Origin of the sequence: Maridesulfovibrio bastinii DSM 16055, assembly GCF_000429985.1 — a bacterium.
Classification (GTDB): Bacteria; Desulfobacterota; Desulfovibrionia; order Desulfovibrionales; family Desulfovibrionaceae; genus Maridesulfovibrio; species Maridesulfovibrio bastinii.
This window is the reverse complement of record NZ_AUCX01000014.1, coordinates 104864-129696: the sequence shown is the minus strand read 5'-3', so window position 1 is coordinate 129696 and position 24833 is coordinate 104864. Positions and strand designations below refer to the sequence as shown.

Genomic DNA, 24833 nt, shown 5'->3' with positions numbered 1-24833 from the left:
ACATCAAACAAGGATAAAAAATGGATAAGTTGATAATTGAAGGCGGTGTTCCTCTGCATGGGGAGATTAGAGTCAGCGGAGCTAAAAATGCGGCTTTACCTATCTTACTGGCTTGTATTCTTCCTGAAGGACCCATTAACCTCTCAAGAGTTCCGAGGCTGCGTGATATCCACACAACTTTAAAGCTTCTGAACATATTAGGCTGTGAAACAACCTTTGAGGATAATAAAGTAAAAAGTGTTGCCGGGGATATTCAAACCGAAGCTCCGTATGATCTTGTAAAAACCATGCGTGCTTCAGTTTTATGCCTGGGACCTTTGCTTGCCCTTAAAGGAGAAGCAAAAGTAGCTCTACCGGGGGGATGTGCAATTGGAGCCCGTCCTGTAGATTTACATCTCAGAGCTTTTGAAAAGATGGGAGCTACTTTTGATCTTGATTCAGGGTATATTCATGGGAAATGTAAAAAATTAAAGGGAGCTGAAATTCATTTTGATTTTCCCACAGTAGGGGGAACTGAAAATGTTCTGATGGCCGCAGCCATAGCTGATGGTGATACGGTGATTGAAAATGCTGCTCGTGAGCCGGAAGTTGAGGACCTTGCCAATTTTCTTAATGCATGCGGGGCAAAAATCAGTGGTCAGGGCACCAGCATAATTAAAATTGAAGGAGTGACTTCTTTAAAGGGATGTAACTACACAGTTATGCCGGATCGCATTGAAGCAGGAACATATCTCGTTGCCGCTGCAATGACTGATAGTGAACTTGAAATTTTAGATTGCCCGTTTCAGGAACTGGATGCTGTCGTATATAAGCTCAGGGAAATGGGTGTATGGGTTCATGAAGATAATGACAGGGTTATAGTGCGTCGTCATGGTCAGTTAAAAGGTGTGGATATTACGACACAGCCTTTCCCGGGATTTCCGACTGACATGCAGGCTCAGCTAATGACTCTTATGTGTATAGCAAACGGTGCCGGAACTATTGAAGAAAAGATTTTTGAAAACCGTTTTATGCATGTTCAGGAACTTGTAAGGCTCGGAGCAAATATAAAATTAAAGGGCCGCACAGCTATGATACGCGGTGTTGAAAAGCTGACAGGAGCACCTGTTATGGCTTCTGATCTGAGAGCCAGTGCTTCTCTTGTTGTTGCAGGTCTTGCTGCTGAGGGTAGAACTGAGATTCAGAGGATATATCACCTTGATCGCGGTTATGAGCAGTTGGAAAAGAAATTATCAGCTGTAGGTGCTAGAATCTGGCGGGAAAAGGAATAACCTGAATTTTGTCACCTAAACATAGTGAAATTATTTCAAAAAAATCTTTAACTGATAACGACAGCCAGTTAAGCAGGCCGGTGGTTCCCGTCCTGCTTAACTGGCAGATTGTTTTTCCTGCATTTATTATGGGGATAGCTGCTAATAAATGGCTGTTTCCATCTTTTTTCCTATTGGGAATTTATTCCTTAATTATTTTAAATTTAAAAAAAAGTTTCAAGTTTATATTTTTTTTACCTTTTTTATTTTTTGCTGGATTTTACTATGCCCATGTCAGTATTCCTTCCGGTCCTCCTGAAATAACAAGCTGGATGGAGCAGAGAAAAAAGGTTGATCTAAGTGCTACAATTAAGACTGTTAGAGGCTACCCGGGGCAAAGATTAAGTATTGAGTTGGATAATGTCGTCTGCACAACTTCAAAAAATTTACATCAACACTTAGATGGAATAACCGTTTGGACATGGTACAAGCCTGAGTTCAGACCTGTAAAAGGGCAACAGATTAAACTCCATACCAGGGTTAAGCCCATTATAGGATACAGAAATCCAGAATGCTGGGACTACACGTTTTATGCGCGCACCAAGAATAGAATGTATCGTATCTTCACAAACGGAGTCCTTAAAGATGCTGTATTTACTCCTCCCGCTCCATCTTTTTTCTCAGATTTAAAGACAGCATATAATAATCTTGTCATTTCTCTTTCGCCCGATACTCAGGGTGGTTCATTTTTTCCTGCCTTATTAAGTGGGGATAGATTCTTTCTAAATACTCAAACAGTAGACTTACTTCGTCGTGCAGGCCTTTCTCATACGTTGGCCCTGTCCGGGCTGCATATTGGCTTTGTTGTGGGGATAGGTTGTTTTATAGCCATGTTTTACGGCTATTTATTCCCCCGGCTGTACCTCTATATCCCCAGACAGAAGCTGGCAGTTCTGATATGTTTTCCTCTGGTTTTATTTTATTTGTGGATGGGAGGATTTACTGCGTCGCTGCTGAGATCTTCCTGTATGTTCTTTTTCTGGGGAATTCTGCTTGTTCTAGATAGACCTAGAGTGTTGCTTGATGGTCTTTTTCTAGCTGTCCTAGCTATTGTAATTGTTTCTCCGCTGGCAATTTTCGATATTGGTTTGCAATTTTCAGCTCTGGCAGTTCTCGGCATATCTCTCTTTTTCAAATTCTTTTATTATCCATTTACTAAAATGCATTTTTATGGCTCTGCGCCATTAAAATTTATTGGCGGTGTATTCGCTGTAAGTATCGGTGCAAACATTTTGTTATTGCCGCTTATTATATGGAATTTTGGAACTTTTACACCCAATTTTCTGTTCAACCTCATCTGGGTTCCGCTTCTTGGAACAATAATAATGCCTGTTTGTGTTTTCGGCGGCCTTTTCCTTGCATTTTTTTCACATGGTGCAGGTGAATTTCTTTTTTCAATTGGCGCAAATATCATTTCTCATGCCATCAGCCTGTTAAATTATGCCAACCACGCCGGGTTTCTGCCTGAAATCAGTTGCTACCGTCCTTTCTGGTCTGGGATTACAGCTTACTTCCTTTTGCTTTTTATTATAATTATGTGGAGTTATAAGAGAAAATTTCCTTATTTGTTTTTAAGTATATTTTTAATTCTATGCGGAATATCGTTATATAAAATTCATTCTGCGGACGGTAATTTTAAAATTTCTGTGCTTGATACCGGACAATCTCAATCTGTTTTTGTTAAGACTCCTGCTGGTAAGAAGATACTTGTTGATGGTGGAGGGACTTTCGGTTCTTTTGATATTGGACGCTCAATAGTTGCCCCTGTATTGACTTATGGTTCCCTTCCGGCTGTTGATGAAGTAATTTTATCTCATAAAGACTATGACCACAGTGAGGGATTGGCTTTTATTCTTGAGAATTTTAAAGTTGGCGAGTTTTGTTTCAACGGTCATTACCCTTCAGGCAAACTTGGTAGAAGGATAAAAAAGGCGTTGAATCTTAATAAGATAAAAATACGTGTTCTACATTCAGGTGATATTGTTGAGGTTGAACCGGGAGTTGTAATTAACGTATATAATCCTGATAAGAGTTATAATGGATCATCTAATAATCGTTCTTTGGCGTTGCGTATTGTTTCAAATGGTCAGGGAATTGTGTTTTTACCCGGTGATATTGAGAAAAAAAGTATTGCAAACATATTAAAGAATGATAGAGACCTGAGTTCAAAGTTGTTATTACTTCCTCATCACGGAAGCCGAAGTTCTTTCAGTCCAGCATTCTATAAGCGGGTTAATCCTGTGGCTGCGGTCGCGGCATGTGGCTTGTTCAATAGGTTCGGTTTTGTTGCTGAGACTGTGCGTGAAGAGTTGAAGGATGAAAAGATACGGCTTTACACAACTTCGGAATGTGGTGCTGTTGAGTTCATCGTTAATTCAGATGGAACATTGAAAGAGCAGTACTAACTGAATGCTATATTAAATTATATAAAAAATAATGATTGGCTTGATTTATTTTTATAAAAGTGAGAAATAAAATTACTAAATGGAAGTTTTAGTAGTCGATATAACAAGCCAACCCAACATGGAGGAGTGTTCATGAGGGCGCTTATAGTTGATGATGACTTTTATTGCCGTAATATGCTGCATGAAATAATGCGGCCTTTTGCAACGTGTGATATCGCCGTAAATGGTGAAGAAGCCGTATATGCTTTTAAAAAGACTCTTCAGAATGACGGCAGATATGATCTTGTTTTTCTGGATTTAATGATGCCGGAGATGGATGGTCAGCAGGCGTTAAGAGAAATTCGGGCGATAGAAAAAGATCTTGATCTGAACGATGAGAGTAAAGTAAAAATAATAGTAACAACCATGCTTGATGACCGTAAGGAAACTCATGATGCTTTTTTCCTTGGCGAAGCAACATCATATCTTGTTAAGCCTATAGATGAAAATAAGCTGATCAAAGAACTTGTTAATTTAGGTTTCTCTGTAAATAAAGAGTCATAAATTTTGTTTTTTGATGGTTTTTGTGCAAGTTGTTAAGCGAACCCGGTATGTAGCAGAAGATTTTCAGCCAGATATAGAAATAATCCGCGGCTCTTGCTGCGGATTTTTTTTGCTTTTTAATAAAAAGTAATAATTTCAATGTATTTTCAGTTTAAAAGAGATTTGAAGTTCGTAGAGAAGTATTCTATTGTACTAGCTTCTCAAACAAAATTTACGGTGGTTTCCAATGCCACTTAATTATAAGGTTTTTTGTAGATGTCACAAGTTTTAGGAGTAAAATTCAATGACTTTGGTCAGATATACTATTTCTCTTCCGGCCCTTTTGTTGTGAGGGAAGGTCAGGATGTTATAGTGAAGACCGAACAGGGCATGGGGATGGGGAAGGTCTTTTTGATCCAGCAGGATCTGCCTCCCGAAATTTCTGAAGATTCGGTAAAAACAATATATAGACTTGCTAATGACGAAGATGTTCTGGCTGCACAGGAAAATCAGGATTTGTCGAGGGATGCATTCAGATTTTGCAGAGAATGCATAGATCAGCAGGATCTGGACATGAAACTTGTTGATGTCGAGGTCTTTTTTGATCGCAGCAAAATGGTATTTTATTTTACTGCTCCCGGTAGAATAGATTTTCGTGAGCTGGTTAAGGATTTGGTCAGAGAGTATAGAACAAGAATTGAGTTACGCCAGATTGGTGTCCGGCACGAAACCCAGATGCTTGGCGCTATTGGTAACTGCGGTCAGCTCTGCTGTTGCCGCAGGTTTATGCGTAAATTTATGCCTGTAACAATTCGTATGGCTAAAGAGCAGAATCTCTTTTTGAATCCAACAAAAATTTCAGGTATTTGCGGTCGTTTACTTTGCTGCTTAAGCTTTGAACAGGATAATTATGAAGATTTTCATAAGAAAAGTCCTAAAATCGGTAAAAAGCATAATACAGTCCATGGCAGAGTTCGTGTTGCAAGAACAAATTTCTTCCGTGGTACTGTGACAGTTGCTCCGGAGCATGGTGACGAGATCGAAATAAGCCTTGATGAATGGCCGGATCAACTTCTGCAGGACGGGGAAGAAGTTCCTCAGCCTCAGGCTAAGCCTGCTAGATCATCTAGACCCCAGCGTCCTTCAAAAAATTCAGCAGGGAGAAAATCCGGGCGTGATCGTGGTAAAACCGAGGATTCAGATGATGTTTTAAGAGGGCAGGAAGTTTCTTCTGAAAATGGCAGTGCAGATGCTGTAGCTAGGAATGAAGCCAAAAATACACAAAGTCAGCGTCCCGAAAAAAGAAAAAAGAATTACAAGCCAAGACAGTCTGAATCGCAGGAATCCGGGTCTTCTGAAAGTAGTCAGGATAAAAAGAATGCACGGCCTAATGACGATTCCGAGAAAAAGACAGATAGAAAAGCTGCACCTAAAAATAAAGGGCGGATCTCCAGACGCAAAAAGCGTAGGAAGCCTCCTTTAAATAAAAAGAAATAAACTTAAGTAGTTAATTTCTTAAATAAACTATAAAAGCTTCGATGGCCTTTATCTTAAAAATATTGCAAAATATAATTTTGTACTATTTAAATGGTTATCGGGGCTTTTCCACTGGAAAGGCTGTTTGCGTATATTCGAGTTGTCGGATATAGGGTCAGCCTACTATCAATTTGAAAAGGTCAAGGTCGGAAAATTATTTCATGTACCGTTAAAAACTTCACGCAGTTATGGCGTAAAGTTTTGCCGGCTGAAGTGAGTAATTCAGTCTCTCGGCGCGACAAGATTCAGCCGATGCGTGGCTGTTTTTTTACCCCTGTAACAGGAGTGACAGGTTTTGGATTCGTTTTTTATTACAACTCCCATTTATTATGTAAATGCTAAGCCTCATTTAGGTCATGCTTATACTACAATCGTAGCAGATTCTATGAACAGGTTTCACAGACTGCTTGGTGAAGACACATATTTTCTTACAGGAACAGATGAACATGGGGATAAAATTGTTCAGGCTGCAGAAAAAAATGGTCAGACTCCAAGGCAGTATGTCGACACAATCAGCAAGATGTTCAGCGATTTATGGCCTAACCTTCAAATCGAAAATTCAGATTTTATCAGAACGACTCAGGAAAGGCATATAAAATGCGTTCAGAGTGTTCTGCAGAAGGTTTATGATAAAGGCGATATCTATTTTGGGGAGTATGGCGGTCATTATTGCTTCGGTTGTGAACGCTTTTATACTGAAAAAGAGCTAGTAGACGGAAAATGTCCTCAGCACGAAACAAAGCCTGAATATATTGCAGAAAAGAACTATTTTTTCAAAATGTCCAAATATCAGGACTGGCTCATTGAGCATATCAACTCCCACCCTGATTTTATACGTCCTGAAAGATATAAAAATGAAGTTTTAAGTCTTTTAAAATCAGGAGCTCTTGAAGATCTCTGCATCTCGCGTCCTAAGACAAGGCTTGAATGGGGAATAGAACTTCCTTTTGATTCCGACTATGTCACTTATGTCTGGTTTGATGCCCTTATCAACTATATTACAGCTCTTGAATATCCTGACGGTGAGAAGTTTAAAAAATTCTGGCCAGGTGTTAACCATCTGGTAGCAAAAGATATTCTTAAACCTCATGCTGTTTTCTGGCCTACAATGCTCAAAGCCGCAGAAATTGAACCTTATCAGCATCTTAATGTGCATGGATACTGGCTTATAAAAGACACCAAGATGTCTAAATCTTTGGGCAATGTAGTTGAACCTCTCGAAATGGCCCAGAAATATGGTGTAAATGCCTTCAGGTATTTTATATTGCGTGAAATGGTTTTCGGGAGCGACGCCAGTTTCTCTGAAGAAGCCCTAGTCGGAAGATTGAATGCTGACCTTGCCAATGATCTTGGCAATCTGTTCAGCCGTTCACTTTCAATGACCCATAAGTATTTTGAGGGAAAAGTTCCAACTCCCGGCGACAGCGGGGAAGAGGATGTTGAAATCAAAAAGCTTGGCCGCGAAAGTATGGCTGGTTTTCAACAGTGCTTTCTTGATGCCAAATTTTCTAGAGGTATAGAATCTCTCTGGAATCTGGTTAGAGGTTTGAACAAGTATATTGATTCCACGCAACCATGGACTCTTTATAAAAATGGGGAGACCTCAAGACTAGGCACAGTTATGTATGTTATGTTAGAGAATATGCGTAAGATTGCAGTTCACCTCTGGCCTGTAATGCCTGAAGCCAGTGAAAAGATGCTTGAGCAGCTCGGTATAGATTTTTGCTGTGAAAAAATTAATCTTGCTGCTGAAATTGATATCTGGGGTTTAATTGAACCCGGGACTGAGCTTGCAAGGTCTTCTAATTTATTCCCAAGAGTGGATCTTTCCGCTGCTGAAAAGCCGGAAAAACAAAAAACAGCTAAGAAAAATAAAAAAGCAGCAAAAGAAGAATCGGATGACGGTTTTGCTGATTTTACTGATTTTCAGAAGATAGATATGCGTGTTGGTACAGTTTTGTCTGTAAATAAACATCCTGATGCCGATAAACTTCTTCTTGTAAAAGTAGATATAGGAGAAGAATCACCCAGACAGGTAGTTGCCGGACTTGCTGAATTTTTTACACCTGAAGATCTGGAAGGACGTCAGGTTGTAATCGTTGCCAATTTAAAACCACGAAAGCTGCGTGGTGAAATGTCACAGGGAATGATTTTAGCTGTTCGTGATGGAGATAAAATGCAACTTATGACTCCAAGCTCTGATGTTAGCAATGGATGCAAAATTTCATAATTGCTTTTAAATAGTGTTCTTAAAGAGAAAGCCCTGAGACATATAATGCCTCAGGGCTTTCATTTTTATAACGATAAAGGCTTAAATTTTTTTCTTCCGGGGTTTCATGCCATCAGGAATATCAGCATCATTAATGACTATGGATACAATCCTTCCTCTACTTTCTTCCATATATTCCCGGTATTCCTGAAGTTCGTTTAATGTGGAAACCGTATCCTGTGTTGTTGCCCAAACTCCATAATATGATTTGAGCATGTCATACATCTTTTTCATTTCAATAAGGGTTTGACTGCAATATGAGTTACTTCCCTTATTAAGTAGTTCAATAGAGTTCCATCTGATTTGAGAGTTCATTTTTTACCTCTTGAATCAGATTATCTTGTTGCCCATAAATTGGCAATAATATGACTGAATGTGTAAAGTTAAGTTCAGGTGGTATGCTGGGTAGGTATTATAAGAGAATTTAAAGGGGAGTGTAGAAACTGTAGGGATTTATTAGATTTTATTGAAGCTGTGGCGGTGTCTGTGCCTTTTCTGGTAGCCGCATGATGGAATTGCCATAATTTTTGCGGCCATATCGTGTCCCAAAGCAACCTCAGTGTCTCTTACTAAAATTTTCATCCTACCATTGTTGCTTAAAATTTTAACAATGGTTCCAGGTATTAATCCCATAGATAGCAAGCAGCCCCGAGAGCATTTGCATCCGAGGAAGTCAGTCACTCTTACAAATGACCCTTCACAATATGAATCCAGCGGTCTGGCCGCAGTTGTTTCTGCAATTGTGTTCATTGGAGTTGAAAATTAATTTCAATTTTATCTTATGTCAACATTCAAGTTAATTATAGTTGAAATATGTGTGTTGCATATTTTGTATAATTATGACTCGTTGTGTATAAGAAAGCAAAGCAGGGGAGTAAAAATTATCAGTATAATTTTTTATTGTCCCATGCGGTATAAAATGCAAAAAAATAGCCCTAAATTGTTATTTTGAGCCATTTATGGGCTTGCTCATCGGAGCTTAATGATTTAGTAGTTTCTGTCTCTTCCACTTATCCTGACTTAAATTCAAACCCCGCTTGGTGGAGTTCATGCCTAAACGCACTGATATCAAAAAAATCATGCTTATCGGATCCGGGCCGATCGTTATTGGTCAAGCCTGCGAATTTGACTATTCCGGAACTCAGGCCCTTAAGGCCCTGAAAGAGGAAGGTTACGAAGTTATTCTTGTTAACTCAAATCCTGCAACTATTATGACTGACCCCGGTCTTGCCGATCGAACTTATATTGAACCGATCGAACCAGAGACCGTTACTCGTATTATTGAAAAAGAAAGACCTGATGCATTGCTGCCAACCCTAGGTGGCCAGACCGGACTTAATACGGCTCTTGCTGTTGATGAAGCAGGTGTGCTTGAAAAGTTCGGTGTAGAGCTTATCGGAGCTTCCGCTGATGTTATTCAAAAAGCAGAAAGCCGGGAACTGTTCCGTGCCGCAATGGAAAAAATTAACCTCAGGGTTCCTCATAGTGGAATCGCACGCAACATTGATGATGTTCGCTACTGGGGAAAGAAACTAAGTTTCCCGATTATTATTCGCCCCGCGTATACTCTTGGTGGCACTGGCGGTGGTGTTGCATATAATATGGAAGATCTTGAGAAAATCGCTTCTCAGGGAATCGCAGCCAGCATTCATAGCGAAGTCATGCTTGAAGAATCCATTCTCGGATGGAAAGAGTATGAACTCGAAGTAATGCGCGATAAAAAGGATAACTGCGTAATTATATGCTCAATTGAGAATATAGATCCTATGGGCGTTCACACCGGTGACTCCGTCACTGTGGCCCCAGCGCAGACCCTTACTGACGTCGAGTACCAGAAAATGCGTGATGCTTCACTTGCTATCATGCGTGAAATCGGTGTTGAAACCGGTGGCTCGAATGTTCAGTTTGCAATTAATCCGGCTAATGGGGACATGATGGTTATTGAAATGAACCCTCGTGTTTCACGTTCATCTGCTCTGGCCTCAAAGGCCACAGGTTTTCCCATCGCAAAAATAGCCGCGAAGCTTGCTGTCGGATACACTCTGGATGAAATACCGAACGATATTACCAGAGAAACCATGGCTTCTTTTGAGCCTACTATCGATTATTGTGTAATTAAAATACCTCGTTTTACATTTGAAAAATTCCCCGGAGCTGAAGACTATCTAACTACAGCCATGAAGAGTGTCGGAGAGACCATGGCTATAGGCAGAACTTTTAAAGAATGTCTGCAGAAGGGTCTACGTTCTCTTGAAGTGGGCATGCCCGGTTTTGGTAAGAATTTTGACAAATGTGATCTGACTAAAGAGGAACTTGCTCCAAAGCTTCGTAAACCTCATTCAAGCAGACTCTTTACTTTGAGAAAAGCTATCCTCTGTGGAATGACAGAAGAAGAGCTGTTTGAATACACATCAATTGATCCATGGTTCCTCAGACAGTTTATTGATCTTCTTGATTTTGAACAGAAGCTTAAATCTTTTGCTATTGAAAACGGATTGTTTTCAGATAGTCCAGAACTTCCCGGAATGCTTAGAAAAGCTAAGGAATACGGATATTCCGATATTCAGCTGGCAACGCTTTGGCGTGAGTCGGCTGCGGCTGTAAGAAGCTTCCGTAAAAGTCATAAAATTATTCCGGCATATTATCTTGTTGATACCTGTGCTGCTGAATTCGAAGCTCATACTCCTTATTTCTATTCAACCTATGAAAAAGGTTCTGAATCAAAGAGTATGGATGGACACAAGGTCATGATTCTAGGGGGAGGACCCAATAGAATCGGTCAGGGTATAGAATTTGACTACTGCTGCTGTCATTCCGCATTTGCTTTGAAAGAGATGGGTGTAAAGTCCATTATGGTAAACTCAAATCCGGAAACCGTTTCAACTGACTATGATACTTCAGACAGACTTTATTTTGAGCCGCTCACTTTTGAAGATGTCATGAATATCATTGAGTTTGAAGAGCCTGATGGAGTTATCATTCAGTTTGGAGGCCAGACTCCTTTGAATCTGGCAATTCCTTTGCTGCGTGCCGGAGTTACAATCCTTGGAACATCTCCTGACAGCATCGATAGAGCTGAAGACAGGGAACGTTTCAAAGCTCTGCTTAACAAACTTGGATTGAAGCAGCCGCCTAACGGCACAGCTCTCTCATTTGAAGATGCTAAAAAAGCTGCTGAAATACTTGGATATCCTCTCGTGCTGCGTCCTTCATACGTTCTCGGTGGACGTGGAATGGACATAGTTTACAGTGACGAAGAGTTCGAGTCTTACTTTAAGGAAGCTGTAGTCGTTTCTTCTGAGCATCCTGTTCTTGTGGATAAATTCCTTGAAAACGCCATTGAAGTTGATGTTGACGCTCTTTCAGATGGTACTGATACCTATGTTGCTGGAGTAATGGAGCATATTGAAGAAGCCGGAATTCATTCCGGTGATTCAGCCTGTGTTCTTCCTCCTCATACTTTGAGTCAGGAAATTGTAGACGAAATAGAGCGCCAGACAAAAGCTTTGGCAGTTGAATTGAATGTAATCGGACTGATGAATATTCAATTCGCGGTTAAGGATAATGAAATATATATTATTGAGGTTAATCCCAGAGCTTCAAGGACAGCTCCATTTGTCAGCAAGGCAACCGGAGTTCCTTTGGCAAAGCTTGCAACACGAGTTATGCTGGGAGAGAAAGTTAAAGATATAAAACCGTGGAGAATGCGCAAGCAGGGATATTATGCTGTTAAAGAAGCAGTATTTCCTTTTAACAGGTTCCCTGATGTGGATGTTATTTTAGGACCTGAAATGCGCTCTACCGGTGAAGTTATGGGTATTGACCGTAAGCCGGGCCTTGCTTATATGAAAGCCCAACTCGGTGGTGGTCAGAAATTGCCTCTTGAAGGAACAGTTTTTATTTCTGTTCAGGATAGGGATAAGAATTCAATTCTTCCTGCTGCAAGGATTTTTGCCAATCTCGGATTTAAGATACTGGCAACAGGCGGTACAGCAGACTACCTTATTGAAAACTGCGTTGAAACAACAAAGGTTTTGAAAGTTTATGAAGGACGTCCGAATGTTGTCGACCTGATTAAAAACTATGAAATTGATTTGTTGATTAATACGCCCTCAGGCAAAAAGACTGTGTCTGATTCAAAACAAATCAGGCAGACAGCTTTATTATACGGAATTCCATATACCACCACGGTAACCGGGGCTTCAGCCATGGCAATGGCTATCAAGGAGCACCGCGGGGCCGGGCTTGGTGTCGAAAGTATGCAGGAATACCATAATATGTAAAATCTTTCAGGGTCGGGCTTTGCCCGGCCCTGAAGTTTTTTTGGATAAGTTCGCGCTGTGTCTTTGATAAAAACCGGATTCTCCGGTCGCTTTTTCTCATTTTGAAGTTTAAAAGCGCTGGCGCAGCATCAAACCTGAAGAAACAGTTAGTTTTTGGATAAAAATAAATATAACAGTGTGTTAAAGTAGATGAGCATCCACTATGATGCCTTTTGCTTTTTCACAAAGCAGACTGAAATAAAGCGTTATTATTTAAAACGTGCTATTTCAGTTTTCTCTTTTTAATATTTTTTATATCCAATTGTCAGACAACACTGTTAACAAAATAGGTCTTTGCAAGAATTGACCAGTAGAGAACTTTTGATATGAAAAAAGAATATTGCGGATTGTTCGGTATTTCAGGGCATCCTGAAGCAGCCAGAATGACTTATTTCGGACTTTATGCCCTTCAGCACAGAGGTCAGGAATCTGCAGGTATTGTTACCTGGGACGGACAGACCATAAGAGAGCAGAAAGGTATGGGTCTTGTTGCAGATGTTTTTAACGAGAGACATCTTGGCAAAGAACTAAAGGGTGATACTGCCATTGGGCATATCCGCTATTCTACCACGGGTGCATCTCTAATCAGGAATGCGCAACCTTTTCTGGTAAGATTTGGAGATCTTCGTCTAGCTATAGCCCATAACGGGAATCTGGTGAATGTTAGAGAACTTCGTGAAGAACTTGAGGCGCAAGGTTCAATTTTCCAGACTACTATGGACAGTGAAGTATTTGTTCACCTTATTGCAAAAAATCTCAATGGCAATACTATAGAAGATGCCATAATGAAGGCTTGCAAAAAGGTTAAGGGGGCTTTTTCCCTCCTCATTCTCGCTAATGACAAACTCATAGCTTTGAAAGATCCTAACGGATTCAGACCGCTTGCTATAGGCAGACTTGGCGATAATTATGTTTTTGCTTCTGAAACATGTGCATTTGACTTGATTGAAGCAGAGCATTTACGCCCTGTAAATCCTGGTGAAATGGTTGTTATTGAGAATAACAGACTTAAATCATACACATATTGTGAAGCTGTCCCCAGAACACAGTGTATTTTTGAGTTGATTTATTTTGCACGTCCAGATTCCAGAGTTTTTGGTGAAGTTGTTTATGAAAGGCGTAAAAAAATGGGAGCTATTCTTTCTAAAGAAAAGCCTGTTGACGTTGATTATGTAATGCCTTTCCCTGATTCTGGAAACTATGCAGCCATAGGCTACTCGCAGGCTTCAGGAATACCACTTGAACTTGCCATGATCAGAAACCATTATGTTGGCAGAACATTCATTCAGCCTTCTCAGGATATGAGAGATTTTAGTGTCAGGGTTAAGCTTAATCCTGTACCAAGCATGATCAAAGGCAAAAAGATCATGATTATTGAAGATTCAATTGTACGCGGAACAACAACCCGTACCAGAATTAAAAAGCTTCGTGAAATGGGTGCTTCTGAAATTCATATGCGGGTAAGCTGCCCTGCCATACGGTACCCATGTTTTTATGGAATTGATTTTTCCTCAAAAGGGGAGCTTATTGCTGCCAATAACCATGAGGATGATATTGCCCGTTTCCTCGGTCTGGACTCTCTGCATTATTTGAGCATAGAAGGCCTGCTCAACTCTGTTGAAGATGGTGATTCATACTGTCTGGCATGCTTTAATGGTAAATATCCCATACCATGTCGTGGAGAGAACAAAATGTGCCTTGAAGATGAAAATAATTAGAGCTGAAAAATATGTCTGATCCTTTTGTTTGTGCACGGTGCGCCCGATTAGGGACGACCTGTTGTGAAATAACTACTGGATCAGAGGAACTGTGTTTTCCTTTATCAGATTATGAAAGGGAGCGTATTTTAAAATACGCTCCCGATAACGGCGGGTTTGCTTTAGAAGCTAATTCCGCCGTTTTTATTGAAAATCTGTATAAATTATTCCCTGATGAACGCAGAGATGTAAATTCTATCTTTCCCGCAGGCGAGTTTCATTACAGACTGGCGGTGAACGATAACGGAGCTTGCGTCTTTCTCGGATCAGAGGGATGTACTCTGGCTAGAGATATAAGACCCTTTTATTGCAGAATCTTCCCTTTTTGGGTTATTGGGAAGTCCATATCGGTTTTGGAGAGTTCAGATTGCCTCGCCCAGACAGAGAATAAGACTCCCGGAGGAATGATTCGTTCCGTATGTCTTGATCTAGAGGAAATCCTGAATATATATGGACAGCTTAGAACTGCATGGGGTTTTAAAAGCTATACATTTTGATAATAGTTTATTGTCTGCGGTGTAATAAAATCCGTTTTGAGTGTTATTGATGAAAAAAGGCTATAAGATTGCATTAATTACTTTACTGGTGCTCATGTTGCTCGGTGTAGGAACCATTGTAGGTGTCTATCAGTGGGCGGCAAGCGATTTGCCTGGATTTAAGAAAATCACAGATTATCGTCCTCCGCTGGTGACCACCGTCTACAGTCGCAATGACAAAGTGATGGGCTATTTTTACAAGGAGAAAAGATTTCTTGTAAAAATGGATGAAATGGCACCAATGCTCCCCAAAGCCTTTTTAGCTGCTGAGGATGCTTCTTTCTATGAGCATGACGGAGTTGATTTAAAGGCTATTTTCAGAGCATTCATGGCAAACCTTAAAAAAGGGTCTATTAAGCAGGGTGGTAGTACTATTACACAGCAGATTATCAAAAGACTGCTGTTAACTCCTGAAAAAAGCTATACACGTAAACTCAAGGAAGCTATCCTTTCCTTCCGCCTTGAACATTATCTTGAAAAAAATGAAATTTTAACAATATATTTAAACCATATATACCTTGGCGCAGGTTCTTATGGTGTTGAAGCCGCCGCGCGAACATATTTTGGCAAGCATGTTAATGAACTCACAATTGCGGAGTGTGCTCTGCTTGCCGGGCTGCCGCAGGCTCCCAGCCGTTATGACCCTTTAAGACATCCTGAAAGGGCAAAATCAAGACAGCTGTATGTTCTGGGACAGATGTATGAACGTGGCTGGATAAATAAAGATGAGTACAATAATGCGGTTGATCAGAAGCTTGAATATAAAAGCATGCCTGACCCTTCGTGGACAGTCGGTCCATATTATCTTGAAGAGGTCCGCCGCTGGTTAGTTGATAAATACGGTGAAGATGAAGTTTATACCGGTGGCCTCAAAGTATATACATCCTGCGATTTGAAACATCAGGAAGCAGCTGATGACGCTTTACGGCACGGACTTGAAGCATCAACCATGCGTCGTGGATGGCGCGGTCCCATAAAACAGCTGACTCCTGATCAGTACAGTGATTTTCTTGCCAAGGAGACATTAAGTGTCTCCGATCTTCTTCCGGGAAAATGGGTAAAAGTATTAGTTACCAGTGTTTCCAAGGGAAAAGCTGAAGTTAGTTTTAATACTTTTAAGGGGACTATCCCTGTAAAGAGTATGCGCTGGTGTCGTGAGCTTGATCCGTCCAAGTCTTGGGAAGATGTGAGACCTCAGTCCGATGCAACAAAAATTGTTAAAAAGGGTGACATTGTCTGGGCGGAAGTTGATGAAGCATTTTTTAAAGATGGTTCTAAAGTCAATTTCAATCAGGTTGATCCCGAAACAGATTCTTTAGATGGCTGCACTTTTGTGTTGAATCTTAGACAGCATCCGGTTGTTCAAGGCGCGATGGTTTCAATTGATCCCAAGACAGGTGAAGTTCTCGCTATGGTCGGAGGGTATTCCTTTACCGATAGCCAGTTTAATCGTGCCACTCAGGCAAAACGCCAGCCGGGTTCCGCTTTCAAGCCTATAGTCTATTCAACAGCCATGGATAACGGTTTTACACCTGCCAGTATAATGCTTGATGCACCTTTTGTTTACACTAATATGGATCAGGGTAAGCTCTGGAAACCTCAGAACTTTGAGGGTGTATTTTATGGTCCGACATTGTTGCGTACTGCCCTTGTAAAATCCAGAAACCTTGTGACTATCAGGTTGGCTCAGAAAATAGGTATTTCAAAAATTATCGAAAGAGCTAAAACTCTGGGGCTTGAAACTGATTTTCCCAACGACTTGTCAGTTGCTTTGGGTTCTGCCTCTGTTTCGCCTTTAAATTTGTGTGAAGCATACACTGCTTTTGCCCGTGGCGGATCAACCGTACAGCCAAGATTGATTCTTAAAGTTTCAAGTCCATGGGATGAAATAATGTATGAGTCCAAACCTGAAATCAAAGATGCCATAAGCCCGCAGACAGCCTATATTATGTGTGATTTGATGAAACAGGTTGTTCAGTCCGGAACCGGGTGGAGAGCTAAAGTCCTTAAACGGCCGATAGCTGGTAAGACCGGTACTTCAAATAATGAACATGATGCATGGTTTATGGGATTTACCCCATATCTGCTGACTGGTGTTTTCGTAGGCTTTGACCAGATATCACCAATGGGTAAGTGGGAAACAGGCTCAAGGGCAGCAAGTCCCATTTTCGTGGAATATCGTAAAAAGGTTGAAAAAGATTATCCATACACTGATTTTCAGCAGCCGGAAGGCATTGTAATAGCTAAAATTGATGCTAAAACCGGGCTTCTTGCGTCCTCGAATTCAGAGAAATATTATTATCTGCCATTCAAGGAAGGAACTGAACCAACCCGGACAGCTTCTTCTTCCGGTGCAGCCGCAGAAGATGGCGGCGGATCAAGTGAAGATTTGTTTAAGCAGACATTCTAATAAAACTTAATATCTACATAAGAAGCCGATCCGTATGTATACAGGTCGGCTTTTTATTTTCTGTGTTTAATAAAGCAAAAAGCGGAGCTTCCTGATTGGGATGCTCCGCTTTTTAATTTTAGGCAATATCCGATTTAGCTCGGGTATTCTGAAACTCCGCCGTGTGCAGCAGACCACTCAACCGGATTATGAAGGAATTTTTCAACTTCATCCAGTGAACGGGTGTCAAAATAACTTTCTTTCTTACATACATTGAGGATGTCCCACCATGTTGCCAGAGCGAGCATTTCAAGGCCTACGTTTGCAAGAACTTCTTTTGTCTTAGGGAATATTCCATAATGGAAGAGTACAAAAGTGTGAGTTACTTCTGCACCTGCGTTACGCAGAGCCTGTGCAAACTTAATTTTGCTGCGACCATCTGTTGTGAGGTCTTCAACCAGCAGAACTCTGGAGCCTTCCGGGAAGTTACCTTCAATCTGGGCATCTCTTCCGAATCCTTTAGGTTTTTTACGAACATACTGCATAGGAAGCATAAGACGGTCGGAAAGCCATGCGGCAAAAGGAATTCCTGCTGTTTCTCCACCGGCTACGCAATCAATGCTTTCAAATCCTACCTCACGCATGATGATGGAGGCTCCAAAATCCATGAGTGTCTGACGAACACGAGGAAAAGAAATCAGTTTACGGCAATCGATGTAAACCGGGCTGGCCCAGCCGGAGGTAAATTTAAAAGGTTCATCTGCACGGAAGTGAACGGCTTCGACTTCCACGAGCATCTTCGCGGTAAGTTCCGCTATCAGTTCCTTGTCTGGAAAACTTGTGGGAAACATTATATTCTCCTTTTTGTTTTGACAGTGTCGCTGACGTTTCAGGATTGTCTTTCTGTTTTATCTTATGGTTAAAAAAAAACTCAAACCAAGTTGGCAAAACCAGCTTGCTTGAGTCTTTTATAAACGGTAAATTTACCGGGCATCTTCAATTTCATTTTTTTCGAATCTATTGTTATAATTACTGCCCGCTATCTCCCAATATAGGGGGACATCTGGCTTAAACGAACGTATATTGTCTTTTCCCTGCATAATTGACAAGTCTTTTTCAATAGGTTTTTCTTTTTTTATTAGTATTAGTGATTCTTCAGACGGAGCAAAACCATAAAATGAAGCCCCGTTGAGGGATGTAAATTTTTCAAGCTGATCGATTTTGTTATTTTCAGCAAAAATTTGTGTAACGTATTCAATTGAGTTTGGAGCGTTAAATATTCCTCCTGCCGCTTTGTCTTTAAGTTTGTTTTTTTCAAAGTGCGGAGCAGAATCAGAGCCGAAGAAGAAATGATCATCTCCCGATGTTGCGGCATCAACAATTGCCTTTCTGTCGGTTTCTTTTTTTACGACAGGCAGACAGTAATTAAACATTCTCAATCCGCCTTTAAATAGATCATTACGGGTCAGAAGCATGTGATGTGGAGTGATTGTTGAAAATGTCGGACCATCTTTCTCCAGTACATAATCAACCCCTTCTTTTGAACTCAAGTGCTCAAAGACTATTTTCAATTCAGGAAATTTTTTTCTTATGGGGATTAAGACCTGTTCAATAAATACTTTTTCTCTATCAAAAATATCAACCTCGGGATTTGTCACTTCCCCGTGAATGGATAGGGGGATACCGTGAATTTCCATTTTTTCAAGAACTGAGTAGATATTTTTTATGGAAGTAACGCCATTCTCAGAATTAGTTGTCGCTCCTGCAGGGTAGAGCTTGGCGGCAATGAAAACCTGATCCATGAATCCCTTAACCAGTTCATGTGGAGAAGTTGAATCAGTGAGGTAGCAGGTCATTAATGGAGTAAAATTATTTTTGTCAGGTATGGATTCAACTATTTTTTTTCTATATTCTACAGCCTGTTTTACTGATGTAATCGGTGGAGTAAGATTCGGCATAACCATAGCCCTGCCATAAGCCCTTGCTGTGGCAGGTAGTACAGCCTTCATTGTTTCGCCGTCCCTAAGATGCAGATGCCAGTCGTCTGGTCTTAATATTTTTACTTTATTCATCTTTGAAATCCATAACTACATTTAAAAGGACTGAAACTCCGCTGATGAAGTCATCCATATCCATGTCTTCATCGGGATTGTGTGATCCGTTATAGTTGCGCACAAAGATCATTCCTGATGGTATCCCGGCATTGGCAAAAACTGAAGCATCATGTCCGGCTCCGCTGGGGATGGCTTCCACCGGGAGATTTTCTTTTACACATGCTGCCTTAATCAGTTCTATAATATTTTCATCAAGTATTGCCGGTGATGTTCTTACAGGCTCATCAAAAATAAAGTCTACTTTCCGTTCATGCTTAATTGTGGTGCATTCTGAATGTATCAATGCTTCCAGGGCTGTCAGAGTCTGTTCATACTGGCTTCGGGCTTCAAAACTGAAAGTTACTTCTCCAGGAATACGTGTTAAGGCGTGATTCTCTTTATTTGTAGCCAGCATTCCGGTGGTAAGGACCAAATCTCCACCATGCTCAAGAATTGTTGTCCAATGGTCATCAATTCTGGTTATAAGGTCTGAAAATGCAAAAACAGCATCATGTCTCAGCCAGCGGGGGACAGCTCCGGAATGACCTGCTTCACCTATGCATTGAATTTTTCTATGGCGGAAATTGCCTCTAATCCCGGTTACTGCAGCTACAGGGAGTTCTCTTGCTACCAGCACTGGTCCTTGTTCTATGTGCAGTTCAAGATATGCTGCAATTTTTGATAAATCCACCAGAGGATTGTTTTGTTTTATTCTTTTTACATCGGCACCGCATAACTTCATTTGTTCATGCAATGTTTTGCCATTATTGCGGTGTGTTAATTCCAACTCAGATTCTTTAAGAACTCCGAGGATAGCTTTTGCTCCAAGATAGCAGGCTCCGAACCATGCACTTTCTTCACCGCGAAGGGCCATGACTTTAAGCGGGAACTCTGTTGAGAGTCCGCTACGCTTCATTTCAATCAGGCATAAAAGTCCTGCTATGACCCCGGCTGAACCGTCATAGTTACCGCCTTGGGGAACTGAATCCAGATGAGAGCCTATGATGATATGCTTTTGATCTTCAGTAACAGGTTCAAGCTCTATTACAAGGTTTGCAGCTTTGTCCCTATATGCATGCAAGCCCTCTCTAAGGGCGTAATCTTCAATGAAGTCCATAGCCATGTTTTCTCCGGCTCCATAGGACTCTCTGGTTACACCAAGTTTATCTTTGCTTATTGAGTGGAGATGACTGAATAACTGTTCAGCTTCATTTCTCAGATGAATGAGGCTTGCAGGAGATTTTGTAGCTAAACCTGAAATCAAATTGTCCGCCTTTGCAGATGAATAGTTGTTAAATGGGATTGTACTCATTTTAAGAACCTATCCTGCTATTAAAGACGGCAGAAAAGTTGCCAGACCGGGGACATAGGTCACCAGTAACAGAACAAGTATATTAATAAACAGGAACGGCCAAACTCCATTTATGATGGACATTACGGGCATTTCAAGAGTTGATGAAGCAACAAAGATATCAAGCCCGAATGGAGGAGTTATCATGCCGATACAGATGTTCAGACAGACAATTTCTCCAAAGTGAATCGGGTCAATGCCCATTGAAAGAGCCACGGGAAAAAGTGGTGGAACAAGAATCAGCTGGGCTGAGTTCGGATCAAGAAACATTCCGGCAATAAAAAATACAATGTTTATTATGATCAGAAATGTTATCGGACCAGCCTGAATATCAGTCAGAAAGTTTGTTATGAGGCTTGGAACCTGAGCCAGAGTTACAAAATATGAAATAATGCTTCCAACTCCGAGAAGGACAAAAATAATTGTCGTTGAAATGGCAGCCTTTTCGGTAATATTAAATAATCTTGAAAGTGAAAGATTCTTATAAATAAAGGCCTCAACAAAAATTGCGTAGACAACTGATATCGCGGCCGCTTCAGTTGGAGTGAACAGACCGCTGTATATTCCACCGAGAATTATTACCGGTAATCCCAAAGCCCATGCCGCAGCCTTGAATACACCAAAAAACGGGGCAGTATTTTTTTCTCCCCGCCCGACTCCTTTACGCAGACTCTCTATGAGAACCAGTACGGAAAAAGCCAGACCAAGTGTTATTCCGACTCCAAGTCCACCGATAAAAAGGCCGGTTATGGATGTTCCGGTCATCCAGCCATAGATGATAAGAGTGATGCTTGGAGGAATCAGCAGTGCTGTTTCTGCACTAGAAACAATCATTCCAAGGCTGAATTTTTCACTGAAACCGGTGTTTCTAAGTTCAGGATACATGAGTTTACCCATGGCAGCGACTGTTGCTGGAGCTGAACCTGAAACTGAACCAAAAGCCATTGATCCGAAAATTGTTGTATGTCCGATTCCGCCTAGTCTATGCCCTACAAAGTATTTTATGAGCTCAGTCAGTCTTTTAGCTATCTGACCGGAGGCCATAAGCTCTGCGGCAAAAATAAAAAATGGAATAGCAAGCAGGGTGGAAAAGTTAATTCCACCGATCAACTTCTGAATAAGAATCGGATCAGGGATACGTGAGAATAAAAATGTCTTTGTAAGGAAGGCCGGTACTCCGAGAACTAGAAGCATCTCGAAACCCATGACAAGCATTACAAGTGCGCACAGAATTATTAAAATTGTCATTTAAAGTGCTCCGAATATTATGAATCAGCTGCCAGCACAGGGCGGTCGTGTCTATTGTTTATACCTGTAAGTTCCAGAAGATAGCGAATAGCGAGAAGGATAAAACCAACGGCTGGTGCAACATATAGCCAGTACATCGGTATTCCCAGAGTGGGGCTGAGTTGTCCTGTTCTGGAGACAAATTTAACAAGTTCAAATGCCAGATAAGTAAAGTAGATACTGAAGATAAGCCCTACCAGATTAATTAAAGCTCCTACGGTGTAGCGTATTCTTGGTGTTAATTTTTCAAAAATGGTAGTGACTGCAACATGTCTGCCGCGCTCCAGTGCGAGTCCTAAAGCCAGAAAAACCGCCCAGACCATTAAGATTCTGGTGGCTTCATCAATCCATGCAAAAGTACTTGAGTACGCAGGAAAAAGTTCACGGACAATAACATTGAATGTATAAAGACCAACCATGATAAGATTAATCGATATAATAAGAATTCTTTCTATAATTCTTATGATTGAAAGCAGGGTGGTCGCAAAAGTTGTCATCTCTAATCTCCAAAATAAAAATGCTGGGGGATGTTGCTCCCCCAGCAAAACAACCTGTAATTATTTCATGATACGGTTATATTCTTCTTCGTAAATCTTAACCAGTTTTTTGCCTTCCTGACCGGCAAAACTGAGATAAGCTGCTTTTGTCTTGGGGTACATAAGGCTACGCATTTTTTCACGTTCAGTATCACTGAGATAGCTGACTTTTACTCCTGCTTTTTTAATTACTTCAAGAGCATCCTTTTGAGCCTGTTCTTTGTTTACCTCTACTCCGGGCATTACTTCCGCAAAAGTTTTAACAATGGTCTCCTGATATTTTTCAGGGAGGCTGTTCCACCATGCCGGGTTGAAGAGGATATAATCTTCCATTGCTCCATGATCGGAAACAAGCAGATATTTTTGAACTTCATAGAATTTCATACGCTGAATTGTATCCAGAGGATTTTCTTCACCGTCGACAACTCCATTCTGCAATGCCGTGTAAAGTTCTCCGAATGGAAGGGCTATTGCAGAAGCTCCTACAGCATTAAATTGTTCGATGAGGATTTTTGAATCCATAACACGAAAACGCTGTCCTTTAAAATCTGCAATGGAAGCTATAGGCTTGTTTGAGGTAAAGCTTTTACGTCCGTCAGGCCATGTGGCAATAGCTTTGAATCCACGGGAATCGAAAGTCTTCAGAATTGTTTTACCGAATTTACCCTGACGGAGTTCCTGAGCTTTTTTGCGGTCAGCTGGAAAAATAAATGGAATATCTACTATTGATACAGCCGGATTAAAGCCGCCAAGGAAGGATGCAGCTGAAACTGTGCCTTCGATAGTTCCAAACTGAACCCCTTCATTCAGCTCACGCTGGTTGCCCAGCTGGCCGGAAGGAAAAATCTGAAATTCAACATTACCGTCGGTACGTTCTTTAACCAGTTTAGCTACTTTGAGCAGTCCCTGATGACGTGGCATCAGAGGAGATTCAATGTGACCGATACGGGCTGTGAATTGAGCGGCCTGTGAAAAGGAAGCTCCTACAAAAGTCAGGCATAGGGAAATTAAAAAAATAAATACCGAAATACGTTTGGCTCTTTTCATATAGAGGACCTCCTTATCTACCAAAATCAATTTCGTTTCAAAAAAATTGAAAAAAAGATGATTCTTTGTCAAGAAAAATCTCATTTTTTACACAATGAAAAAAATAGTTCACAAAAATGAGAATTTAAGTAAATATGAGTTACATATTTGATAAATTAGTCATTAATGATTTATAAGATCTTGAAAACATAATTTATATTGGAGTTGAAATGTCTGAAATCTGCCCTCTGGAGATAGGACAGCGCCTTAAAGCTTTTAGACTCGGAAGTGGTTATAGTGCTGAAGAAGTCGCTGAAAAAATAGGAATTTCAAGAGCTGCTCTATATCGATATGAAAAAGGTGATCCTCCAAAGCTAGAGACTCTCGAAAAAATTGCTGCATTGCTTAATGTTTCACTTACGTCACTCATGGGCGTCGGCGTTGAGTATGTTGCGTCTGCCGTTAGTTTTTTTGAGAGGATGCGTCAGGCTGAAGCTGATTCCGAACATCTTTTTATAATGTTCGGGCCGTTATCATACCTGTTGACCACTGATGAATTTGATGAGTTGTTGCCGATAGTAATACGGGAAGGGCTTCCAAGCGAACTGCCTGACCGCGAAAAGGCTGAAAGAAGCGTAGATGAAATTATTTCAATTCTACTGGAACGGAAAAAAAATTATCGTAAGCGCAAACCAAGTATCGTCAGTCTTATTTCAGCAATCGAGCTTGAACGCTTTTTGCGAAATGGATTTATTGGAACTTATGATCTTCCGCCGGAAGTAATGGAAGCCAGAAAAGGTGTAGCTAGGAGAGAGGCTGAAAATGCCCTTGAAATATTGGAAAAGCAGCCGATTGGAGTCCAGATAGGCATTTTAGTCGATTCTATCCCAAGTACAAATTTTCAAATTTTCAGGCAGCCCGGGCGTTCTCTGCTGGGTATCAGTCCGTTCAAGCTTGGGGAATTTCCTAACGTACGTCTTGGAGTTGCAATGCTGACTTCTGCGCCGGAAGCTTTAAGCCTGCATGAGAAGATGGTAAGTGAACTGTGGATGCGTTCCTTAAAGGGGCCGGAAGCCGCAGCTTTTCTGCGTAAAATGATTGATGAAACCAAATAATAATTTTTAGAGAGGGTTGTATGCCTTTTTGTAGAATTGAAACAAATTTAAATATCACAGATGACAGCAAAGAAAATCTTGCCAGTACAGTTTCTGAAATTGTTGCAACAGCTCTGGCAAAGCCTGAAGCACGGGTAATGGTTCTTGTTGCCGATAAGATGACCATGAGCTTTGGAGCTACCGCCACACCTACGGCATTGGTAACTCTTGGAAGTATTGGTCTTTCTAAAGAGCAGCGTTGTGACCTCTCAGAGAAAATATGCAGCCTTCTCGATATAAATTACGGTATTTCAGGAAAAAGAGTTTATATTGATTTTAGAGATCTCGAACGGTCAAATGTTGGGTGGGACGGAAGTACTTTTTAGAAATAAGAAAGCCG

19 protein-coding genes are annotated in these 24833 nt (G+C 40.9%); 11 read left to right on the top strand and 8 right to left on the bottom strand.

Translation table 11 applies throughout. From position 1 onward, the window contains the following. Positions 1–20 precede the first annotated feature (20 nt). From murA to metG, 5 genes are all read left to right on the top strand, one after another. On the top strand, positions 21–1271 hold the full coding sequence (gene murA, locus G496_RS0108045; protein WP_027178835.1) for a UDP-N-acetylglucosamine 1-carboxyvinyltransferase: 1251 nt from the start codon (positions 21–23) through the stop codon (positions 1269–1271). A 128-nt stretch (positions 1272–1399) separates the two neighbouring features. After that, the gene (locus G496_RS0108040; RefSeq protein WP_245577883.1) at positions 1400–3715 is read left to right on the top strand and encodes a DNA internalization-related competence protein ComEC/Rec2; all 2316 of its coding nucleotides are present in this window, start codon (positions 1400–1402) and stop codon (positions 3713–3715) included. Between the two features lie 132 nt (positions 3716–3847). Beyond that, positions 3848–4258 (top strand): response regulator, encoded by a 411-nt coding sequence (locus G496_RS0108035; RefSeq protein ID WP_027178833.1) that lies wholly within the window; start codon positions 3848–3850, stop codon positions 4256–4258. Between the two features lie 255 nt (positions 4259–4513). Next, positions 4514–5734, top strand: coding sequence for a PSP1 domain-containing protein (locus tag G496_RS0108025; RefSeq protein ID WP_027178832.1), 1221 nt, complete (start codon positions 4514–4516; stop codon positions 5732–5734). A 334-nt stretch (positions 5735–6068) separates the two neighbouring features. Then, entirely contained in the window at positions 6069–8003 is a 1935-nt protein-coding gene (gene metG / locus G496_RS0108020) for a methionine--tRNA ligase (protein ID WP_027178831.1), read from the top strand. A gap of 81 nt (positions 8004–8084) precedes the next feature. Here metG and G496_RS0108015 read toward each other — a convergent pair whose 3' ends face one another. Together G496_RS0108015 and G496_RS19185 are read right to left on the bottom strand one after the other, a co-directional pair. Further along, positions 8085–8357: a hypothetical protein gene (locus G496_RS0108015; protein ID WP_027178830.1), complete on the bottom strand. Its 273-nt coding sequence runs from the start codon at positions 8355–8357 to the stop codon at positions 8085–8087. 141 nt (positions 8358–8498) lie between these two features. Next, complete coding sequence (locus tag G496_RS19185; protein ID WP_051294920.1) at positions 8499–8792, bottom strand: FeoA family protein; 294 nt, start codon at positions 8790–8792, stop codon at positions 8499–8501. 299 nt (positions 8793–9091) lie between these two features. Here G496_RS19185 and carB point away from each other — a divergent pair, with 299 nt between their 5' ends. From carB to G496_RS0107990, 4 genes are all read left to right on the top strand, one after another. Beyond that, on the top strand, positions 9092–12325 hold the full coding sequence (carB, locus tag G496_RS0108005; RefSeq protein ID WP_027178829.1) for a carbamoyl-phosphate synthase large subunit: 3234 nt from the start codon (positions 9092–9094) through the stop codon (positions 12323–12325). 365 nt (positions 12326–12690) lie between these two features. Next, positions 12691–14082: an amidophosphoribosyltransferase gene (gene purF, locus G496_RS0108000; RefSeq protein ID WP_027178828.1), complete on the top strand. Its 1392-nt coding sequence runs from the start codon at positions 12691–12693 to the stop codon at positions 14080–14082. A gap of 11 nt (positions 14083–14093) precedes the next feature. After that, positions 14094–14618 carry a YkgJ family cysteine cluster protein gene (locus G496_RS0107995; RefSeq protein ID WP_027178827.1) on the top strand — a complete coding sequence of 175 codons (525 nt, stop codon included), beginning with the start codon at positions 14094–14096 and terminating at the stop codon, positions 14616–14618. A gap of 49 nt (positions 14619–14667) precedes the next feature. Then, positions 14668–17067 carry a penicillin-binding protein 1A gene (locus G496_RS0107990; protein WP_027178826.1) on the top strand — a complete coding sequence of 800 codons (2400 nt, stop codon included), beginning with the start codon at positions 14668–14670 and terminating at the stop codon, positions 17065–17067. Between the two features lie 134 nt (positions 17068–17201). Here G496_RS0107990 and G496_RS0107985 read toward each other — a convergent pair whose 3' ends face one another. From G496_RS0107985 to G496_RS0107960, 6 genes are all read right to left on the bottom strand, one after another. After that, positions 17202–17897 carry an orotate phosphoribosyltransferase gene (locus G496_RS0107985; RefSeq protein ID WP_027178825.1) on the bottom strand — a complete coding sequence of 232 codons (696 nt, stop codon included), beginning with the start codon at positions 17895–17897 and terminating at the stop codon, positions 17202–17204. A 132-nt stretch (positions 17898–18029) separates the two neighbouring features. Next, the gene (pyrC, locus tag G496_RS19180) at positions 18030–19118 is read right to left on the bottom strand and encodes a dihydroorotase (RefSeq protein ID WP_051294919.1); all 1089 of its coding nucleotides are present in this window, start codon (positions 19116–19118) and stop codon (positions 18030–18032) included. Further along, positions 19111–20451 carry a Zn-dependent hydrolase gene (locus tag G496_RS0107975; RefSeq protein ID WP_027178824.1) on the bottom strand — a complete coding sequence of 447 codons (1341 nt, stop codon included), beginning with the start codon at positions 20449–20451 and terminating at the stop codon, positions 19111–19113. The genes pyrC and G496_RS0107975 overlap by 8 nt, the downstream gene beginning before the upstream one ends. Positions 20452–20460: 9 nt before the next feature. Then, a complete protein-coding gene (locus G496_RS0107970) occupies positions 20461–21738 on the bottom strand; it encodes a TRAP transporter large permease (RefSeq protein ID WP_027178823.1) in 1278 nt (425 codons plus the stop codon). A 17-nt stretch (positions 21739–21755) separates the two neighbouring features. Further along, on the bottom strand, positions 21756–22274 hold the full coding sequence (locus G496_RS0107965; protein ID WP_027178822.1) for a TRAP transporter small permease: 519 nt from the start codon (positions 22272–22274) through the stop codon (positions 21756–21758). A gap of 60 nt (positions 22275–22334) precedes the next feature. Further along, positions 22335–23360, bottom strand: coding sequence for a TRAP transporter substrate-binding protein (locus tag G496_RS0107960; RefSeq protein ID WP_027178821.1), 1026 nt, complete (start codon positions 23358–23360; stop codon positions 22335–22337). A 209-nt stretch (positions 23361–23569) separates the two neighbouring features. Here G496_RS0107960 and G496_RS0107955 point away from each other — a divergent pair, with 209 nt between their 5' ends. Both G496_RS0107955 and G496_RS0107950 read left to right on the top strand, forming a co-directional pair. Further along, on the top strand, positions 23570–24454 hold the full coding sequence (locus G496_RS0107955) for a helix-turn-helix domain-containing protein (RefSeq protein WP_027178820.1): 885 nt from the start codon (positions 23570–23572) through the stop codon (positions 24452–24454). Positions 24455–24474: 20 nt separating this feature from the next. After that, the gene (locus G496_RS0107950; RefSeq protein ID WP_027178819.1) at positions 24475–24819 is read left to right on the top strand and encodes a phenylpyruvate tautomerase MIF-related protein; all 345 of its coding nucleotides are present in this window, start codon (positions 24475–24477) and stop codon (positions 24817–24819) included. Positions 24820–24833: the final 14 nt, after the last annotated feature.

Excerpts from the sequence above, each read along its gene's own strand:
- murA (WP_027178835.1), top strand. The coding sequence starts at position 21 with ATGGATAAGTTGATAATTGAAGGCGGTGTTCCTCTGCATGGGGAGATT.
- G496_RS0108040 (WP_245577883.1), top strand. The coding sequence starts at position 1,400 with ATGGGGATAGCTGCTAATAAATGGCTGTTTCCATCTTTTTTCCTATTG.
- G496_RS0108035 (WP_027178833.1), top strand. The coding sequence starts at position 3,848 with ATGAGGGCGCTTATAGTTGATGATGACTTTTATTGCCGTAATATGCTG.
- G496_RS0108025 (WP_027178832.1), top strand. The coding sequence starts at position 4,514 with ATGTCACAAGTTTTAGGAGTAAAATTCAATGACTTTGGTCAGATATAC.
- G496_RS0108015 (WP_027178830.1), bottom strand. The coding sequence starts at position 8,357 with ATGAACTCTCAAATCAGATGGAACTCTATTGAACTACTTAATAAGGGA.
- G496_RS19185 (WP_051294920.1), bottom strand. The coding sequence starts at position 8,792 with ATGAACACAATTGCAGAAACAACTGCGGCCAGACCGCTGGATTCATAT.
- carB (WP_027178829.1), top strand. The coding sequence starts at position 9,092 with ATGCCTAAACGCACTGATATCAAAAAAATCATGCTTATCGGATCCGGG.
- purF (WP_027178828.1), top strand. The coding sequence starts at position 12,691 with ATGAAAAAAGAATATTGCGGATTGTTCGGTATTTCAGGGCATCCTGAA.
- G496_RS0107995 (WP_027178827.1), top strand. The coding sequence starts at position 14,094 with ATGTCTGATCCTTTTGTTTGTGCACGGTGCGCCCGATTAGGGACGACC.
- G496_RS0107990 (WP_027178826.1), top strand. The coding sequence starts at position 14,668 with ATGAAAAAAGGCTATAAGATTGCATTAATTACTTTACTGGTGCTCATG.
- G496_RS0107985 (WP_027178825.1), bottom strand. The coding sequence starts at position 17,897 with ATGTTTCCCACAAGTTTTCCAGACAAGGAACTGATAGCGGAACTTACC.
- pyrC (WP_051294919.1), bottom strand. The coding sequence starts at position 19,118 with ATGAATAAAGTAAAAATATTAAGACCAGACGACTGGCATCTGCATCTT.
- G496_RS0107975 (WP_027178824.1), bottom strand. The coding sequence starts at position 20,451 with ATGAGTACAATCCCATTTAACAACTATTCATCTGCAAAGGCGGACAAT.
- G496_RS0107970 (WP_027178823.1), bottom strand. The coding sequence starts at position 21,738 with ATGACAATTTTAATAATTCTGTGCGCACTTGTAATGCTTGTCATGGGT.
- G496_RS0107965 (WP_027178822.1), bottom strand. The coding sequence starts at position 22,274 with ATGACAACTTTTGCGACCACCCTGCTTTCAATCATAAGAATTATAGAA.
- G496_RS0107960 (WP_027178821.1), bottom strand. The coding sequence starts at position 23,360 with ATGAAAAGAGCCAAACGTATTTCGGTATTTATTTTTTTAATTTCCCTA.
- G496_RS0107955 (WP_027178820.1), top strand. The coding sequence starts at position 23,570 with ATGTCTGAAATCTGCCCTCTGGAGATAGGACAGCGCCTTAAAGCTTTT.
- G496_RS0107950 (WP_027178819.1), top strand. The coding sequence starts at position 24,475 with ATGCCTTTTTGTAGAATTGAAACAAATTTAAATATCACAGATGACAGC.